An 18,943-nucleotide genomic window follows, 5' to 3' on the forward strand; every position below is an offset into this window, starting at 1 on the left:
ATTTTTCAGTAAAAGACAACATGTTTGAGCTTTTCTGTTATATTTAAATTAAATAACAACCTTATGAAATTAAAATAACTTTTGTTAAAAGCGAGTTTTGTCTTTTGCTGTAAAATTGAAATTCGAGAAGCGGGAGTGCAGAGGTATGGCGTTTGATACCTCTGCTTTAAAAAAATTAATATAAATAAAAATAAGAAAAAAACTATTATTAATCAAAATACTTTAGAAACCAAAATATAAAAAATATTTTTTTTGATATTTAATTTAAGTGTAGAATGATTTTAATAGATATTCATTCCGCTATAAATTTCAATCATTTCCTTCCTTAGCCTATCTGTAATTTCCAGCCTTTTTTTTGGTGCAATTTCATAGACATCCTGATTAAAAAGATAATTTTTTAATTCAATTTCCTTTATAAGCATTTTTGTATGAAAAATATTTGACTGATATACATTTACATCAATAGCATCGTATATTTTCAGCTTTTCAGGATCAATATAGTCCTGAATTGAAGTTATGTTGTGATCTGTAAAAAATTTCTTTCCTGAAATATCCCTTGTAAATCCACGTATTCTGTAATCAATCGTAATTATATCTGAATCAAAGCTGTCTATCAGATAATTTAGTGTATTTAATGGTGAAATTTCTCCACAAGTTGCGATGTCAATGTCTACTCTGAAAGTCGAAATTGAATTATCTGGATGGTATTCTGGGAAAGTATGCACTGTTATGTGGCTCTTATCCAAATGAGCGTGAACTGTATCAGTATCCTGACTTGCACCACTTTTTTTTACACTATTTTCATCCATCCCAATTTCCTCAAAAAATGGCTTTCCTCTATTACAAGATTTATCAATATTTTCTGGGCTTATTCTTTCTTCCGCAATCAAAACATTCACAGATGCCCCCTGTGGTTCATAATCCTGCTTTGATATGTTCAAGACTTGTGCTCCAATCATTTCTGCCACACGGATAAGTATTTTTGTAAGTCTCTCTGAATTATACTGTTCATCAATATATGCAATATAATCCTTCTGCTCCCTCTCTGTTTCTGCATAACAAATATCATAAATATTAAAACTTAACGTTTTTGTTAAATTATTGAATCCATATAGCTTAATTTTATTGTTTTCCAACTCATTCATCACTTCCTCTCCCTTTCCTTCATATTACACTAAAAATTCTTTTAAAAACCAAATAAATCTTTGATTTGAACTCAGTTTTAAAATGTTACTGCTTCAGTCTTAAAAATTTATTTATTTCTTCCATATTTTTATTCATTTTTGGATTTATTTTTTCGCCAAATTATAACATTTATACGTAATTTTTACAATTAAAATTGCAAAATGAATTTTCAAAAAAAATCACAGCTAAATTAATAACTGTGATTACAACAAAAATATTTTAAACCATCCTATACTTCACTATCCTATTCTCACACCCCATCACATAAATTTCATCCTCAATCACACAAATTTTCACAATTCTTTCCTTTAATATTTTTTCCTGTTTTAAAACATTGAATTTTCCATCCGTAATTACTAATTCTCCGTTTTCCAAACCAATAAAATATTTCCCTTCAAATTCTTCAATGTATGTTACTTTTCTATCGGAAATTTTTATTGAATTATAAAGTTCTTGATCCAGAATGTTCCATATTTCGATTTCACCATCTTCTGTTCCTGCGAAATATTGGAGTCCTACTATTTTTGAATAAGTGTGATTATTTTCGGTTTTCACTTCAAATATTTTTTTTAATTTATTTTCAAAAATACTTATGGTGTTTATATGTTTATAGTCTTCCCTGAATTTGATTATAACATTTTCCCCACTTGTGAAAATTTTGTAATTTCCACTTTTTCTAGTTCTTGTAAGCCTTGTTGAAATAAGTTCCTCAGTATCTACATCATAGGAAAATAGGCAGTTTTTTTCAATGTAGACAATCCTGCCGCTCGTTATAAAATTCATTACTTTTATAGTATCGTTCGTATCAAATACAAGTTCAACTATTTTCTTTTTATTCCCGTCACACTTGTACACTTTTCCATTCGGAGTGGAAACAAAAAACATGCTTGAAACAAATAACTGATTTTTTTCTTTTATATATTTTATAATTTCACAGTTTTTTACTTTCCCGCCACTTTCCTTTTCAAATTTATTTTTATTAAAATATATCAGCTTTTCTCCAGTCGTTATAATACGTTTATTGACTGGTTCCACGCCAAAGTCATTTATTCTCGTTCTGTATACAATATCTTCTTCTAAAATTAATTCCATTTTTCCCCTTAATTAATACACAATATCTTCAGTCGGATTATATCCGCTATCCTTCAATGTTTTCCGCATCTGCTCACTTGTTTTTGAGAAAATCTCATTGTTATAATACGTTTTCCAGTCCCCGTCAACCTTATTTGTGTCTAAAATATATTTAAATAGCATAAAAGTATCTTTTTTAGTTGCATCATAGGCATAAAGTCTGAAAGTATAATATCTTGGTTTTTTCTTTTCATCTTTTTTTGGAATATTTGTAGGAATTAATTTTGCAATATCATTTTCAAAATCAATTAATATTCTAAAAATATTTTCATAAGTCAATTCTCTTCTTTCACGCATATTATAAACTAATCCCACTTCAAGATTATCTATCCCGACATAATAAGTCATAAAATCACGTTCCACATCACAGTAAACATTCCCTTTCAGACGTGAACGGCCTATCAGCTCAATTTCCTTAGTTACATATATATTCGGCTCTTTTATCCAATTGCAAGTTTTTGAAAATGAAATATTTGATACTAATAAAATAAGTAATATTATTAATTTTTTCACTTTTCCTCCTAATGTTTACAATTTCTAGTCATTTGTAAAAGTCTATAAAACTTTGTTAATACAGCATTCTTAAATTTTGATTTTTATTATTTTTTCTGCTTTCTGAAAAAAAAGCTCATTTTTTTGTGTATAAATAGTATTATCATTCAATTTTTTAGTCTTTACCTTTACAATTTCCTATTCATAGTTTTATTTAATATAAATATTTTATAAAAATATACTTATAAATTAATTTGCAAATTTATATTTTTCGATTTTAAAATCATTTTAAATTCATTAGAATAATATTTTTATAACTTTTATTTTTTCTTTTATTTTTATTAACATATATCACCAATAAAAGTTTACCATATTTTTTTATTAATTTCAAGATATAACAAAAAGTTAAGTTCTTACACAAAAAAGAAAATCAAATTAATGATTTTCCAGATTTATATATGTATAATATTTAAAATACTCATCAAGATAGGTACTACTAATATAAATAAAATCGTACTTGTTGTAACTACATTTGTGGAATATCCAATATCTCCATTAGTTTCATTAGTCAAAATTGGCAATGCTGCAAACACTGGCGCCGCCGACTGTATCACAAACGTCTTTATTTCCAGCTCGTTCAACTGCACAAAATGTCCAGCAATTTTCAATAACACAATCATGACAATTGACGAAAATACAAATCTTCCAAGTAAAGCCAAGTTCGTATCCAAATCAAACCGGATACTGTGAAGTCCCGCATCTGCCAACACTATTCCAATATAAAGCAATGCAAGAGGTGTTACAACACTTCCAAGATATTTTGTAGTTTCCACAATCGGAGTTATTACTTTTATGCCTGACAAAAGTACAATAAAGGCTATTACAAAAGCAATAAGTGGAGGTGATAACAACTTTTTCAGATTAAATTCACTTTTTTCATCCTCATTCCCATCCAGTGAATCACCTGCCAGAAGCATATACCCTAAAGTCCAGATTGACACAGTATTTGTGATATAATACATTAAATAATATTTAGAAGCTGCTTCCCCAAAAAGTGCCATATTTAACGGCAGTCCAATAAATATCGTATTTGCATTGACTACTGCATTATAAAAGACTCCACGCCGTCCTTCCCTCATCTTCACCAGCTTTATTACAAAAAAAGCTGCAACATATCCAATAATAACTGAAGCAAATGTAAAAATCAAACGATTTGACACTTCCTTCAAGGCATCCATATTCAAATATTTCAAGACTGAATAAAATATCGAACAAGGCAAAGCCACATTTGTAATAAGTTTTGACACATTTTCACTAAATGTATGATGAAACCAGTGCCTTTTTTTCAAAATATATCCAATCGCAATCATAACAATAATAGGGAAAATACTTCCCAGTGATTTCAAAAAAATCATTTCTAAACTTTCCTTTCTTTACTATACTCCATCTCTTTCAAAATCAATCTTAATAATTTCGTGATTTTTGAATTTGATTTTAAAACAGTTTACTATAAAAATATTATTTTTAAACAAACAAAGCAAGGACTCGTTAAAGTCCCTGCACTCTTTATCCATATTATAACTTAAACAACAAATCAGTATAAGTTGGGAAACTCCAGTATTCCTTATCAATAACTTTTTCCAAGTTATCACAAGGGATTCTTAATGCTTCCAGTCCTGTTACCAATTTTTCTTTTGCCAAATCAGTCTGTTTTCCTAAATCTTTTTCATTTCTTACTCTATTTATTTCTTTTTCAAGCGATTTTACTTCTTTTCTCAAAGTTGTAATATTTGCCAGCACATCTTTTAATATTTCTTCCTGCTCTTTTATAAATGCCTTTCCATATTTTGAATTTTTTTCAATATGATCAGCTAATAAATTGGCATATTTTAATCCAGATGGCAAAATATTCTTATTCGCAATATCAATCAATGTTCTTGACTCTATGCTTAACTGAGTTACATACCTGTCTGCGTAGGCATTATATCTTGCAATTGATTCCTGTTCAGAAAGCATTCCAATTTCCTGAGTTAGTTCAAGCACATCTTTGTCTATCATTTTTCTAAGTGCTGTATTTGAAGCCACTTCGTTTGTAAGTCCACGTTTTTTAGCTTCTTTTGCCCATTCTTCGCTGTATCCGTTTCCATTGAAAATTATTCTATGGTGTTTTTTATAAGCATTTGCAATAATTTCGTTTGCTACTTTTGACAGAGATTTTTCAGTTGCTTTTTCAAGTTTATCTGCATATTCAGATAACACTTTTCCAACCATCGCATTTATCACGGCCGCAGAAGTTGCAGGTGTAGAACTTGAACCCGGCATTCTAAACTCAAATTTATTTCCAGTAAATGCAAATGGTGAAGTTCTGTTTCTATCTCCAGCGTCCATACTGAATGTCGGCAATACATCAACTGATAAGTTCACTTTTGATGATTCTGACACAGGTGCATCTTTTTTGTATGCAATATTATTTAAAACTGTTGTCAATTCATCTCCCAAGAAAACTGAGATAATTGCAGGCGGTGCTTCATGTCCTCCAAGTCTATGATCATTTGTAGCAGTTGCAGTTGCGTATCTTAACATTGGGTAATATCTGTCAACAGCTTCAATTACCGCAGCCACAAAGATTAAAAATTGTGTATTTGATTTCATATCTTTTCCAGGACTGAAAAGGTTTTTACCGTCATCAGTTCCCAGTGACCAGTTGTTGTGCTTCCCTGAACCATTTACCCCTGCGAACGGCTTTTCGTGAAGAAGTGCCACCAAATCGTGTCTTAATGCTGTTTTTTCAATAGTTTCCATTATTATCTGATTTTGATCCGATGCCAAATTTGCTACTGAAAATAATGGTGCTACTTCAAACTGGTTAGGAGCCACTTCATTATGTCTTGTTTTTGATGGAATCCCCAATTTCCAAAGTTCAACATCAACATCACTCATAAAATTAATTACTTTTTCTTTAATTTTTCCGTAATAGTGATCACTTAGTTCCTGTCCTTTAGGTGCAGAAGCTCCAAATAATGTTCTTCCTGTAAGCAATAAATCATCTCTTGCTTCAAACATATCTTTTTTTACCAGAAAATATTCCTGCTCTACTCCCAAAGTGTTAAATACGTGATTAGCCGTAGTATTTCCCAAAGCCCGTAAAACTCTTAATGCTTGTTCACTTATATATTTCATTGTTCTTAATAAAGGTACTTTTTTGTCCAACGCTTCACCAGTAAATGAAATAAAGGCTGTAGGAATATACAACGTAACTCCATTTTTATTTTCTCTTATAAATGGATATGAACTTGTATCCCAAATTGTATAACCTCTTGCTTCAAATGTGCTACGCAGTCCTCCATTTGGAAATGAAGATGCATCAGATTCACCTTTTATCAAGTTGCTTCCAGAAAATTTGTAAATAAGTTCCTCATTCTCAGTAGGTTCCAAAAATGAATCATGCTTTTCCGCTGTCAAGTCATTTAATGGCTGAAACCAGTGACAGAAGTGAGTAGCCCCTCTTTTAGTCGCCCAGTCCTTAATCGCATTTGCAATAACTTCAGCAGCTTCCTTTGACAATTCAGTTTCACCCAGTTGCGACGCCTTAAACTCTTTAAAAACAGCCTTGGAAACTCTTTTTTTCAAATTACTGTCCCTAAAGACATTTTCTCCAAAGCTTTTCATAGCGTTTTCCATAAATTTTAACCTCTTTTCCGTATCAATTTATTATGGAACAGTGTTTTTCCACTCTCCATTTTTCTAAATATGTTTTATTATACAATGTGGGAAAATATAAGTCAAATAAAAATTTTTTCCTATACTTTTTTCATTTTTATAAAAAAATATATAGTAATTCTAGCTCAAAATGAAGGGAGGAGGTTAATCTATATCTAATTTTTACATATTTTTACTTCTATTTTAAGTGAATTGACTATACTCACAAAAAAGTATGTTATTCATATCAAGTAAAATAAATGTTAAAATGTTAATTAAGAAGCTAAAAAAGGAGAAAAAATAAAAATGAAAGACTTAACAAAAGGAAATGAACTAAAAACTATAATTTATTTTTCTTTACCAATTTTGATAGGAAATCTATTTCAGCAAATTTATAACATTTCAGATACGATTATTGTGGGAAATTTTTTAGGAAAGGAAAGTCTTGCGGCTGTAGGTTCCAGTTATCAGATTAATGTGCTGATAATAGGTATTTCATTAGGTACAAGCATTCTAATTTCCCAATATTTTGGTGCAAAAGATATGGAAAATTTGAAAATCACGGCAAATACAGGATTTATTTTTTCCATAGTTTTATCTCTTATTGTTACAACATTAGGTTTTTTACTGTCAAACAATATCTTAATTTTAATTAATGTCCCACAAAAATTGTTACTGGAGGCAAATATCTATTTAAAATTTATTTTTATTGGAGTTGTACCAACTTTTGGTTATAACTCCCTCACAAATACGCTAAAAGGCGTAGGTGATTCAAAAACGCCGACTTACATCTTAATTACCGCAGTGATTTTAAATATTATCCTAGATATATTTTTTGTAGCAGTACTAAATTCTGGAGTTGCAGGAGCTGCAATTGCAACTGTTATTTCACAGTTTGTTTCTTTTTTTCTTTGCTTATTTTACATAAAATTTAAATATCCAAATTTAATTTTTCAAAAACATTATTTCAACTTAAATTTTAATATTTTAAAAGAAATACTGATTATTGGAATGCCAGCAATGTTACAGCAAGTTTTAATCAGCCTAGGATTTATTGTCATTCAAATTCTTGTAAATGGATTTGGAACAGACTGTATTGCAGCTTTTATTTCTGCTTCCCGAATTGATTCCTTCGCAGAATTGCCATCCATAAATTTAGGACAGGCGTTGATGACTTTTACAGCTCAAAATTATGGAGCAAAAAAAATGGATAGAATAATTAAAGGTGGAAAAGATAGCCTAATTTTAGGAATCACATTTTCCATCATAATCTCAATTATTATTTTTATCTTTCCAGCATTCTTTATTTCAATATTTAACCGAAATCCTGAAGTAATTTTTATAGGAAATCAATATTTACGCATAATTTCAGCATTTTACGTAATTTTCTGCACAATGCAAATACTAAATGGATTACTACTAGGCTACGGAAAATCCTTAGTTCCACTAATAGCCTCCATTACTTCATTTTGTATGTTTCAAGTACCTCTAGCCATTTTACTTTCCAAAACATCGTTAGGCTATAACGGAATTTGGATCGCCGCACCGATAGGCTGGACAGGAGGACTATTAATTCGAGTATGGTATTTTATAAAAATTTCTAAAAAAATATAGAAAAAACAAAAAAATTATAGTAAAATCAAGATTATTTGGTATTTTTTAAAATTTCAAATAATTTCATTGAAAGGAAAATTTATATGGAAGGAAAAATTTACACTTGTCCATTGGAACTAACTCAAAAAATATTATCAAAAAAATGGACAGTCATCATATTATGGCTTTTAAGACACGGAAAAGTCAGAACAAAAGATTTCAAAAATCAAATAAAAGGCAGCAACGAAAAAATGATCATCAATCACCTAAACTATTTAATTGAAGAAAAACTCATTGAAAAAAAAGGAATACGATGTTTATCCCAAAAAGACAGAATATGTTCTTACAGAGAAGGGAAAAGATTTGTTACCTATTTTGGAACTTATGCAAAGTTATGGAAAAAAATATTATGCTAAATAAAAATTTGATTATATACAAAAAAGATGATAAATAATTAGTTGTTTAGGCCATTTAATATCATCTTTTTCTATAAATTTTATTTATGAAATATACTCCAAATCTTTGAATATTTTCATGTGCTTTTTTTATTTAATAATTCCTTTATAACCTTATTTTTATAAATAAAATTATATTCAGATTGTATATTTACTTTATTTTCCCATCTTTATATGTTTTTCTCTTTTTATTTTTATAAGTTTCTTTCCTATCTGAAATTTCTATAATTAATATTAGCAAAACATCGTCCTTTATTTCAGCCACGATTCTATAAGAGCCTACCCTGTATCTCCATAATCCTTTTAAATTTCCAGTTAATGCCTTTCCTCTTTGCTTTGGATTTTGTGTACCTATTAAATTTTCTAAAATCCATTTTTTTATAAGTTTAGCAATAGCTTTATTTGTTTTACTTAATTTTTTTAAATCCTTTTCTGCCGATTCAGTAAACTTAACTTCATAAATTTGATTTTCCATTATAGTTCTAACCTTTTAAAAACCTCTTCAGCAGAAGCAGTTTTTTCAGATTTTGCATTTTCCCATCTTTTTAATATTCTTTTTTCATCTTCTTCAGTTATTTCATCATATATTTTATCTAAAATCAAATTACGGACAAAAGAAGACATATTAAGATGATTTATATTTGCATACTCTTTCAGGAATTCTAGATCCTCTTTTTCTATTCTCAATGACAATGTTGGCATTTCTATTCCTCCAATTGTAATATTTGTATTACAATTATATCAATTCTTATTCTATTTGTCAATATATAAAAAATATGTTAAAATAAATTCACAAACAAAACTACCAAAGGAGTTGATTACCCATGAAAAAACTACTAACTTTTCTCTTACTAACACTGTCAATCCAGCTATTCTCAGCCAATTACAAAGTCGTCCTCAAAAAAGGTGTTACTTTATCACAGCAGGAAATTGCAAAAAATAACAGTGAAATTGAGATTGCAGCTAAAAGGGATTATAATTTACTTATGCAGGCTACTATGCAAGGGGCAAATTCTATGATTTCAGGAATGTTGAATCAACAACTTTTACCAAACTCATCTGATAAGAAATTTGAAATAAAAATGAAAGCGTTTTACAGTGATTTATTTGATACTATGATGAAGAAAAGTAAGATTAATATTGAAAAAATCAGGTATGTCACAAATGATATTGTAGAGGTTACTTTAGATTTTAAGATGCCTAATACAGCGGGAAATTTACAAAAATATACACAAACAATGATTACTAACTTTTTAACTAACAACGATTTAGAAAAAATGTCAGAAGACGAATTTATGGATAAGTTTATGAAAAAAATGTTTAAGGATATGAAAAAAATGTACGAAAATACAGACAGCTATATGGCTTTAAAAGGAACAATTTACTTGGAAAAGGATAATGGAAAATGGGCGATTGCTGAACTTGACGAAAAGTTGAAAAATTATAAGGAAATGTATAAAATTACAAAATAATTCAATAAAATCTCTAAATTATAGAAATTCTATTATAAAAGGGCTATCCATTTTCAGGTAGCCCTCTTTTTTACAATTATTTAGGTGATACTAAAATTTTAACTTGGCTCTTTTCTTTTACAAGTGCGTCAAATCCTTCATTTACAATATTTTCAAGTTTAATTCTTTTTGTTACTAATAAATCTTTTGAGAAGTATCCCTGTTTCATTAATTCTAGTGTTTTAGGGAATACGTCACGGTATGCGATAACTCCTTTTATTGTTCTTTCCTGAATTACCACTTCGTTAGGCTGAATTGGGGCTTCTGTTTCCCAGATACTTACAACCATTAATTCTCCGTCTTTTTCAGCGGCTTCCAAAGATTGTTGCAATACAGCGGGAACACCTGTCACTTCATAAGAAACATTTACTCCACCATCTGTTTTTTCTTTTATAAATTCAACTGCATTTACTTTTGTAGGATCTACGATTATTGCTCCTAATTTTTTAGCAATTTCCTGTCTTTCAGGTGAAACTTCCACAGCGTAAATTTCTGTTGCTCCAGAAGCTCTCAATGCGTCGATGATAAGAAGCCCGATTGGCCCGCAACCAAAGACTGCCGCTGTATCTCCTGTATTGAATTTGCTTTGTCTAACTGCGTAAACTGCTACTGCCGCAGGTTCTGTCAATGCTCCCTGTTCATAGTCAATTTCATCTGGCAATTTATGAGCCTGATCCTCATTTACTACTACAAATTCAGAGAATCCTCCACCTCCACCAGCAAGTCCGATAAAGTTCAAGCTAGGATCCAAATTATATTTTCCAATTAATCCATTTTTTGCCAAAATTGGTTCAACTGTAACTCTATCTCCAACTTTGAATTTTGTAATTCCACTTCCTATTTCTACAACTTCTCCACAAAATTCATGTCCCATTGTGATAGGAGCTTTTTCATTTGTATATGGATGAGGGGTTGTAGCAGGAATGAAGATTGGTCCACCCAAATACTCGTGTAAATCACTACCACAGATTCCTGCATATTTTACTGCAATTTTGATTTGATTTTTCCTCGTAATTTCAGGAACTTCAACTTCTTCCACTCTCACATCTTTTCTGTTATGCCATCTTGCAGCTTTCATTAATGCCATTTTGTTACCTCCTAAAATTATAATTATTAATAATATTTTTAAAATTATTGTTTGATACTTTAATAGTATACCTCATTTTTTCTCAAAAGCAATATTTTTCATTTATAAATTTAGAAAAAAAATAAGACAAGTTAATTCTTGCCTTACCAAAATAATTAGTTCTAATCTTCAATTTCCTCAAAGAAATCTCCCATTTTTCTATATTTTTCATATCTTCTCTTTAACAGTTCACGAAGTGAATATTTATCTATTCTCTGAAATTCTTTTACAACTGCTTCTTTCAAGTTTTTAGCTGTTTCTTCAAAGTTTCTATGAGCCCCACCTAATGGCTCTTTTATAATTCCATCTATTACTCCCAGACTTTTTAGGCTAATTGCATCCATTTTCAGACTTTTTGCTGCTTCTGCGGCTTTTGTTGAGTCGTTAAACAGGATTGAAGCACATCCTTCCGGAGAAATAACAGAATATACACTGTTTTCAAGCATCAAAATTGAGTCTGCCACACCAATTCCCAAGGCTCCTCCACTTCCACCTTCTCCAATTACAACTGTTACAATTGGCACTCGGAATCCAAACATTTCTGACAGATTTTTAGCAATGGCTTCCCCTTGCCCTTTTTCTTCGGCTTCTATCCCAGGATATGCTCCAGCTGTGTCAATTAATGTCAAAATCGGCAATTTAAAACGTTCTGCCATTCTCATTAATCTTAATGCCTTTCTATATCCTTCAGGGCTTGCCATACCAAAGTTTCTGTAAATATTTGAATCAATATCTCTTCCTTTTTGCTGTCCAATTATCATTATTTTATATCCATCAATTGTCGCAAGTCCGCCTACAATGGCATTATCATCTTTTGAGAGTCTATCCCCGTGCAGCTCCACAAAATCCTGTGTCAATGCCTTTATATAATCCAAAGTATACGGCCTTTTGGGATTTCTTGAAATTTGAATTCTATTCCAGGCATCCATTTCATTTTCTTCAAAATCTTTATATTTATCTTCCAGATTTTTTTCCAGTTCTGTTATTTGAGCAGAAAAATCAATGTTTCTTTCAGCTGAAAATCTTTTTAACTCGGCTATATTATCTTCCAATTCCTTAATTTCATCTTTTATACTCATATTTTTATCCTTTCGTTTGAAAAATTTTTAAATTTACACCAATTTTTCCAATACTCTATAAATCGTTGTTTTCAAATCTTTTCTTTCTGAAATTATATCAATCATTCCGTGTTCCAATAAAAATTCTGCCCTCTGGAAACCTTTTGGCAATTTCTGATTTACAGTCTGTTCAATAACTCTAGGCCCTGCAAAGGCAATTAAAGTATTCGGCTCTGTTATAATTACATCTCCAAGCATTGCAAAGGAGGCAGTCACTCCCCCAGTAGTTGGATCAACTGGAACTGAGATAAATGGTATTCCCGCTTCATTTAATCTTTTCACCGCTCCTGAAGTTTTTGCCATTTGCATAAGCGACAAAATCCCTTCCTGCATTCTCGCACCACCAGAGCTGGAAACAACAACAACCGGTATTTTCTTTTTAAGCCCTCGCTCCAAAGCCCTCGTAATTCTCTCACCGACAACAGAACCCATACTTCCACCCATAAAGCTGAATTCCATTGCCGCAATGCTCACTTCTATTCCGTTAATTGTCCCTGTTCCACTGATTACTCCATCCAGCATTCTGCTCTTTTCACGTGCAACTTCCAATTTTTCCTCATATTGAGGAAAATTTAATACATTTTTAGAATTAAGAGTCATATCCTCTTCTATAAATGTACCTTCATCAATTAAAAGCTCAATTCTCTCAAATGCTGTCAATCTAAAATAAGTCCCACATTTTGGACATATATTCAAATTATTTTTCAAATCCTCATTATAAATAATTTCGTTACATTGATTACATTTTTTCCACTTGTTATCATCTACAATATCAACTGTCAATTTTGATTTAGATGTTAGCGTTACATATTTATTTTTCGATTTTCTACTTGAAAATAATCCCATTTTATTCACCTCGTGTTTAAAATTAAATAACAGATATTACAATACTTTATATAATACCTCACTTCTATTAGAAATAACTTTGTTAATTACATATCTTTTAAAAAAATGCCTTGTCAAAAATTGAAAACTTATAATTATCAAAAGAAAGGAAATAGCAGCAAAGGAAAAATCTGTCACTTCCATCTTTTTTTCCATACTTTTTATCTCCCACGATAAAAAGCCCTTGATTTGCCAACTGTGCTCTTATCTGGTGTTTTCGCCCTGTTATCAGTTCAATATCAAAGAGAACAATATTTTTATTATTTTTTCCCAATAAATTTAATATTTGCTGTGAATTTTTTAATTTATTAAAGTTTAACTGTTCAAAATGCGTAATGCTTTTTTTAGATTCTCTTGAAATTGTTTTTTCAGAAACTACCACTTTACTTTCCATCGTTGTCAAATAGTTTTCAATTGTAAAATTTTTTAAATTAGAATTCTCATTATTTTCAATCTTATTTTTATTATGAACAATCGCAAAATATTTTTTATGAACCTCATTATTCCGTATCTTCTGAGAAATATACCTCAAAAACTTTAAATTTTTACAGCCAATAACAAGTCCCGATGTTTCAAAATCCAGTCTATTTGCAAAATTAATATTTTCACTTACATAAATTTCCTTAAAAACTTCTGCAAGTCCATATTTATGCCTTGTCCCCTTATGCATTGGCACTTTTTCCCGTTTATTCACAATAAAAAAATCTTCATTTTCAAAAATAACCATTTTTTTATATTTTTCAAGTTCATTTTTTTGTATTTTAAATTTTTTTACTTTATCCTTTGCTTCTTCCGTCTGTTCCAGATTTGACTGAAACAAATTTTTTACAAGAATTTTATCATTTAGCAAGAGCCTGTAGTTTTCCTTCGACTTTTTCCCATTAACTTTCACATCTCCAGCCCTTATTGCCCCAAAAATCCTGCTAAGGGGTTCATCCTTAAAATTCTTTCTCAAATATCTGTCCAGCCGCATCCCTTCCAGCTCAGAATCTACAACAATTTCCTTTTTTTCCAAAAATTTTCTCCTGTTTTTAATTACTATGAATTTTTATGCTTTCTATTATCCCAATCATTATAAATGACGCTAAAAAGGAACTTCCACCATAACTCATAAACAATAGCGGTTTTCCTGTAACAGGTACAAGTCCGATTGTCATTCCCACATTTACAATTACATGCATAAAGAATACTCCTGAGAGTCCATAAAGTATGAGTTTTCCAAAGTCATCCTGTATAATCCGGGCTATCCGCATTATTTCGTAAATCAACCCAAAATAAAGAAGTAACACCAACGAAGAACCTACAAATCCCAATTCTTCAGATAAAACTGAAAAAATAAAATCTGTCTGTGCTTCTGGAAGAAATTCCAATCTACTTTGACTACCTTGCAATACCCCCTTCCCCATTACTCCTCCTGCCCCAACAGAAATTTTTGACTGGATTACATGCCATCCGCTTCCTTTTCTATCAGTTTCAGGATGTAAAAACGTTTCCACACGTGTTCTCTGATAATCACTCAGCACAAACCTGTAAACTGGATAAACTGACAACATAACTACTATCCCTATTATCCAAATCGGCTTCATATTTGCACCATACAAAAAAATCATAAATAAAAATGCACAAATTGTTATTAATGTTGTTCCCAGATCAGGCTGTATTAAAATTAATAAAATAAGCGGCAACGCAGGTAAAATCGCACCAACAATCTCTGTTAAATTATTAATGCCATTTTTATATTTTGTTACAATCCAATAGGCTATAATCATAATAATTGACACTTTTACAAATTCAGACGGCTGTAGCTGAAATGGCCCTAATGAAATCCATCGCTGTGCCCCTAACGTCTTTTTCCCCGCAAAACGCACAATTAACAACAAAGTTGCACCAATCCCATAAATATGCCAAATATATCTTTTTACAATTTTATAATCAATAGATGCCAGAACAAACACCAATACTGAACCTATCCCAATCCACAGGATATTTTTTATAACCATTCCATTCTGTCTTGTCGCACTGTATACGAATACCGTGCTAATTGTTACAAGGGCATACACTATTAATAAAATCATTTTATCCATCCGAAAGACACTATGTTTTATACGATCAATCAATCTTTGACTTTGAAACATTTTTTTCTCCTAATTTTTATTTTTTATTTAATATACTCAAACCCCTTTAAATTCAAACTGATAAAAACTAAACAAATCAAGTGACTAAATAAACGATCACAACTTTTGAATTTTGTTTTAAAACAGTCTTACTATAAATCAATATTTCCCAGAATCGTAATATTTTCCGTTAAATATCTAGTTTTTGCAAATTTATTCACATCTTCCAGTTTTACTGCATTTACCTGATTTTTTACTTTTTCCGCATCCAGAATTTCATTTTTTCTAATATAATAATTTCCCAGAATTCCCATTCTTGAACGTGGATTTTCCATTGCAAATGCAATTCTGCTCATATATTTATTTTTTGCCTTCTGAAGTTCAACTTCTGTCACTCCATTTTCCCGTAACTTCTTAAATTCTGAAAGTGTTATTTCTATTGCCTTTTCATAATTTTCCAGATTCGTTCCAATGTATGTCGATGTCAAGCCTCCTGACAAATAGTATTGATTGTATGTGTAAACAGAGTAGGCTAGTCCATTTTTCTCACGGATTTCCTGAAAAAGTCTCGAGCTCATTGAACCGCCAATAACATTTGCCAAAATATCTGTATATATCTTATTTTTACTGTTATAATCTTCACTTTGGTGAGAAATACAGATATTAACCTGATTTATCTCCTTTGAAACAGTCTTTTTCCCGCTGTTAAACGAAAAATCAATTTTTTCACGTCTATTAACCTTTGTATCAGCCAATTTTCCAAAATACTCATCAATTTTCTGTAAAATTTCCTCTTTATCAAAATTCCCTGAAACAACAATCAAAATATTGTCCTTTGTATATCTTTCCTTGTAATATTTTCTGATTTCATCAGCAGTAAAGCCTTTCACACTGGCTTCTGTCCCAATAATAGGCTTTCCATACTGCCCATTTATACTGTCTGCATAATTCATTTCAAAAACCAGATCATCTGGCGAGTCCTTATACATCTTAATTTCTTCCACAATTACATCTTTTTCTTTTTCCAGTTCCTTTTCATCAATCGTAGAATTTGTAACAATATCAAACAAAATATCCACAGATTTTCCTAGAAACTGTGTCAAGGCGTTAATATAAAAAACCGTTTCCTCCTTAGTCGTATGTGCATTCACATTTGCCCCAAGATAGTCAATCTCATCAGAAATTTCAAAATAATTCCTAGTAGGAGTCCCTTTAAAAATCATATGCTCCAACACATGTGAAATACCTTCCTCCGTATCACTTTCATCCCTTGAGCCAGTTTTTACAAACACACCAACCGAACAGGTAGAAATGCTTTCAAGTCTGTCAAAAATAACTTCTATTCTGCTATCTGTCCTTATTTTCTCTATCATATCATTCCCTTCTTTTTCATTTTATAAAAATCAAAAATGTTTATTAATATTCAGAATCCCTAAATAATTTTATTCCAACTATCAAAAATATAATTAATGGAATAAAACAAGCTGCATAAATTGGAACTGCCCCAGTTACTGCCATTGAACGTAAAATCGTACTGACACCGTAATAGGCATAACCGATTATTACGGACAATCCGATATTTACAGCCGCTCCTCCCCTTACGTATCTGCTCCCCAGCGAAAGCCCAATTAGGCACATTACGAAAGAAGCCAGCGCAAACGATATTCTGTAATAAAATTCAATTCTCAAATTTAAGGAATCTGCTCCAACTCTTGTAAAATAAACTACTTTTTCACGCAGCTCAGGCATTGTCAGATTTTTGGCCTTGACTGGACTTGCCAGAACATCTTCCATTTTTGCAACAAACTTAAATTTTTTTGTATCAGCAGGCTTTGTTAAATTAGTCTTGTTATCATATTCCTTCAAGTCCTTAAAAGTCCATTCGTTTGTCTTAGGATTAATTTTTGCAAATGGGGAAGTATATATTTTACTTATTTCCTTAAATCCCTTTTCAAATTTTAATATTTCGATGAACTCCATTGTTCCAGTATTTTTATTTGCATGTTCACTAAAAAGCACTGTTTTTTTGTCAATTTTTACAAAAATAAATTTTTTCTCCGACTTGACTGGTTCCTTATTGTCAATTTTTAAAGATTTTAAATTTTCCTTTTTAGTATTTGATTTTCCTAAAGTATCATAATTTAACCAGAATACACCAAGACTTACAAGAAATGAAAAAATCATTGGAAATAGGGCTATTCTTGCGAAACTGATTCCACTTGTCTTCATTGCCGCAACTTCTAATTGCTTTGCCATCTTGCTTATACATAGAAGGCTTCCAAGCAGAACTCCAAGAGGAGCTGTATTTGTTATAATTTCAGGTGTCCCGTATCTTAAATATTTTATGGCATCATGTCCTTTAAGTTTTCCATCCATAAGCCATCCTGTAAGACTTATACTTTCAGCCAGTAAAAATATCAAAAAAAACATCATCATCCCTAAAATAAAACTTTTTACATAATTTAGAATTATATATTTGTCTAATTTATTCATACTCCTCCTCTCGTTAATTTCCCTTATATTTTTTTATTGAATAATATATGCACAATATAAATAAAACAAAATTAGGAATCCACATTGCAATGTTTGCAGGTACATTATTTTTTAGCACCATAATTTTTGCATAACTTGCCATTCCTATATAACCAAATATAACGATTAAACTTATCCCAAAGCTTATCCCTCTTCCGCTTCGTCTATGCCCTACCGAAAGCAATACTCCCAGCCAACATAAAAACGTACTTGCAAGCGGCCCAATAAGCCTCTGGTAAATTTCCACCTGTGCCTTTAATGCCGTTTCTTTTTCTTCAGGATTTTTTATATTTTGTCTGTAAAATTCTTTTAATTCCTTTATGTTCATTTCCTTACGGCTTTTTTTCACTTCCTGCTTATTCTCCCTGAAAAAAGTAGTGATCGGTATTTCCTGCTCCTGATACTCAGCTGAAACTTGACTGTTACCATCCTTATCAAAGGCATATCCCTTTACTTTCCGTAATCTTATGATTCCTGGATCAAATTTTGCATTTTCTGCAAGAAATATTATTGGATATTGATTATCTCCACGTTTATTTATAATCAGAAAGTTTTTAGCCGTGGCTTTTTCATTATTTACTTCATCAATGTAAAATCCAAATCCTTTTTCCTCATTTGTCAAAAATACTTTTTCCTCCGACAATGAATTTGGCTTTGAAGCTAGAATTTGCTTTGTCTGGGCATTTATATTTTTCAATGCACGTGGATTTACATAAAGCTCAAGTCCAAGCCCAACAAGAGTAAGTATTACTCCAAAGATAAATGCTGGACGGATTATTCTAAAAAGTCCTATCCCAGAACCTTCCATCGCAACAATCTCATTTGTTTCCGAAAGCCCTCCATAAACAAGCATTACTCCTAAAAATGCCCCCATCGGAATTGTCTGGACAAGAACACCCGGTACTGCATAAAACAAATAGTCAATTATAGATATAAATGGCAAATCACTTGCAAACAGCCGCTCCATAACTTCCATTACCACATTTAACATCATAATGAATGTAAATATGCTTATTCCAAACAATGACGGCAATATAAGTGAATTGTAAATATATCTGTCAATTATTTTCATTCTTATCAATTTTCCTTTTTTTATTTTTCC

General features: G+C 30.9%; 18 protein-coding genes and 1 pseudogene. 4 read left to right on the forward strand and 15 right to left on the reverse strand.

Features of this window, described 5'->3' with window-relative positions:
- Positions 1-281: 281 nt before the first annotated feature.
- From speD to K324_RS0105515, 5 genes are all read right to left on the reverse strand, one after another.
- Complete coding sequence (speD, locus tag K324_RS0105495; RefSeq protein ID WP_026748270.1) at positions 282-1,145, reverse strand: adenosylmethionine decarboxylase; 864 nt, start codon at positions 1,143-1,145, stop codon at positions 282-284.
- Positions 1,146-1,404: 259 nt separating this feature from the next.
- Positions 1,405-2,277: a hypothetical protein gene (locus K324_RS0105500; RefSeq protein WP_026748271.1), complete on the reverse strand. Its 873-nt coding sequence runs from the start codon at positions 2,275-2,277 to the stop codon at positions 1,405-1,407.
- Between the two features lie 12 nt (positions 2,278-2,289).
- Positions 2,290-2,829: a hypothetical protein gene (locus K324_RS0105505; RefSeq protein ID WP_026748272.1), complete on the reverse strand. Its 540-nt coding sequence runs from the start codon at positions 2,827-2,829 to the stop codon at positions 2,290-2,292.
- 431 nt (positions 2,830-3,260) lie between these two features.
- Positions 3,261-4,223: an AEC family transporter gene (locus tag K324_RS0105510; protein WP_026748273.1), complete on the reverse strand. Its 963-nt coding sequence runs from the start codon at positions 4,221-4,223 to the stop codon at positions 3,261-3,263.
- Positions 4,224-4,383: 160 nt separating this feature from the next.
- Positions 4,384-6,489 (reverse strand): glutamine synthetase III family protein, encoded by a 2,106-nt coding sequence (locus tag K324_RS0105515; protein WP_026748274.1) that lies wholly within the window; start codon positions 6,487-6,489, stop codon positions 4,384-4,386.
- Between the two features lie 324 nt (positions 6,490-6,813).
- Here K324_RS0105515 and K324_RS0105520 point away from each other — a divergent pair, with 324 nt between their 5' ends.
- The 3 genes and pseudogenes from K324_RS0105520 to K324_RS16525 all read left to right on the forward strand — a co-directional run bounded on the left by K324_RS0105520 (position 6,814) and on the right by K324_RS16525 (position 8,520).
- Complete coding sequence (locus K324_RS0105520; RefSeq protein WP_026748275.1) at positions 6,814-8,121, forward strand: MATE family efflux transporter; 1,308 nt, start codon at positions 6,814-6,816, stop codon at positions 8,119-8,121.
- Between the two features lie 83 nt (positions 8,122-8,204).
- Positions 8,205-8,333 (forward strand): annotated as a pseudogene (locus tag K324_RS16520) (winged helix-turn-helix transcriptional regulator); the annotation flags it as partial.
- A 61-nt stretch (positions 8,334-8,394) separates the two neighbouring features.
- The gene (locus tag K324_RS16525) at positions 8,395-8,520 is read left to right on the forward strand and encodes a winged helix-turn-helix transcriptional regulator (RefSeq protein ID WP_269473198.1); all 126 of its coding nucleotides are present in this window, start codon (positions 8,395-8,397) and stop codon (positions 8,518-8,520) included.
- 186 nt (positions 8,521-8,706) lie between these two features.
- Here the strand turns inward: K324_RS16525 and K324_RS14370 are convergent, their stop codons facing one another.
- A complete protein-coding gene (locus K324_RS14370) occupies positions 8,707-9,030 on the reverse strand; it encodes a type II toxin-antitoxin system RelE family toxin (RefSeq protein WP_084533561.1) in 324 nt (107 codons plus the stop codon).
- Positions 9,030-9,257 (reverse strand): DUF6290 family protein, encoded by a 228-nt coding sequence (locus K324_RS0105535; RefSeq protein WP_026748277.1) that lies wholly within the window; start codon positions 9,255-9,257, stop codon positions 9,030-9,032. Before K324_RS0105535 ends, K324_RS14370 begins: the two co-directional genes overlap by 1 nt.
- Before the next feature lie 122 nt (positions 9,258-9,379).
- Between K324_RS0105535 and K324_RS0105540 the strand changes: the two genes are divergently transcribed.
- Positions 9,380-10,027 (forward strand): hypothetical protein, encoded by a 648-nt coding sequence (locus K324_RS0105540; RefSeq protein ID WP_026748278.1) that lies wholly within the window; start codon positions 9,380-9,382, stop codon positions 10,025-10,027.
- A gap of 76 nt (positions 10,028-10,103) precedes the next feature.
- On the opposite strand, the gene K324_RS0105545 is transcribed toward K324_RS0105540, so the two are convergent.
- The 8 genes from K324_RS0105545 to K324_RS0105580 all read right to left on the reverse strand — a co-directional run bounded on the left by K324_RS0105545 (position 10,104) and on the right by K324_RS0105580 (position 18,913).
- Positions 10,104-11,153, reverse strand: a complete 1,050-nt coding sequence (locus tag K324_RS0105545) for a 2,3-butanediol dehydrogenase (RefSeq protein WP_084533563.1) — start codon at positions 11,151-11,153, stop codon at positions 10,104-10,106.
- A gap of 161 nt (positions 11,154-11,314) precedes the next feature.
- A complete protein-coding gene (locus tag K324_RS0105550; RefSeq protein WP_026748280.1) occupies positions 11,315-12,271 on the reverse strand; it encodes an acetyl-CoA carboxylase carboxyltransferase subunit alpha in 957 nt (318 codons plus the stop codon).
- Between the two features lie 33 nt (positions 12,272-12,304).
- Entirely contained in the window at positions 12,305-13,156 is an 852-nt protein-coding gene (gene accD / locus K324_RS0105555) for an acetyl-CoA carboxylase, carboxyltransferase subunit beta (protein WP_026748281.1), read from the reverse strand.
- A gap of 97 nt (positions 13,157-13,253) precedes the next feature.
- Positions 13,254-14,210 carry an RluA family pseudouridine synthase gene (locus K324_RS0105560; RefSeq protein WP_026748282.1) on the reverse strand — a complete coding sequence of 319 codons (957 nt, stop codon included), beginning with the start codon at positions 14,208-14,210 and terminating at the stop codon, positions 13,254-13,256.
- Positions 14,211-14,226: 16 nt separating this feature from the next.
- Positions 14,227-15,330 (reverse strand): rod shape-determining protein RodA, encoded by a 1,104-nt coding sequence (gene rodA / locus K324_RS0105565; RefSeq protein ID WP_026748283.1) that lies wholly within the window; start codon positions 15,328-15,330, stop codon positions 14,227-14,229.
- Positions 15,331-15,461: 131 nt separating this feature from the next.
- Complete coding sequence (locus K324_RS0105570) at positions 15,462-16,682, reverse strand: M16 family metallopeptidase (RefSeq protein WP_026748284.1); 1,221 nt, start codon at positions 16,680-16,682, stop codon at positions 15,462-15,464.
- Between the two features lie 43 nt (positions 16,683-16,725).
- Positions 16,726-17,802, reverse strand: coding sequence for an LptF/LptG family permease (locus tag K324_RS0105575; RefSeq protein WP_026748285.1), 1,077 nt, complete (start codon positions 17,800-17,802; stop codon positions 16,726-16,728).
- A 13-nt stretch (positions 17,803-17,815) separates the two neighbouring features.
- Complete coding sequence (locus K324_RS0105580) at positions 17,816-18,913, reverse strand: LptF/LptG family permease (RefSeq protein WP_026748286.1); 1,098 nt, start codon at positions 18,911-18,913, stop codon at positions 17,816-17,818.
- Between the last annotated feature and the right edge of the window lie 30 nt (positions 18,914-18,943).

It is taken from the genome of Leptotrichia trevisanii DSM 22070 (assembly GCF_000482505.1).
GTDB lineage: Bacteria > Fusobacteriota > Fusobacteriia > Fusobacteriales > Leptotrichiaceae > Leptotrichia > Leptotrichia trevisanii.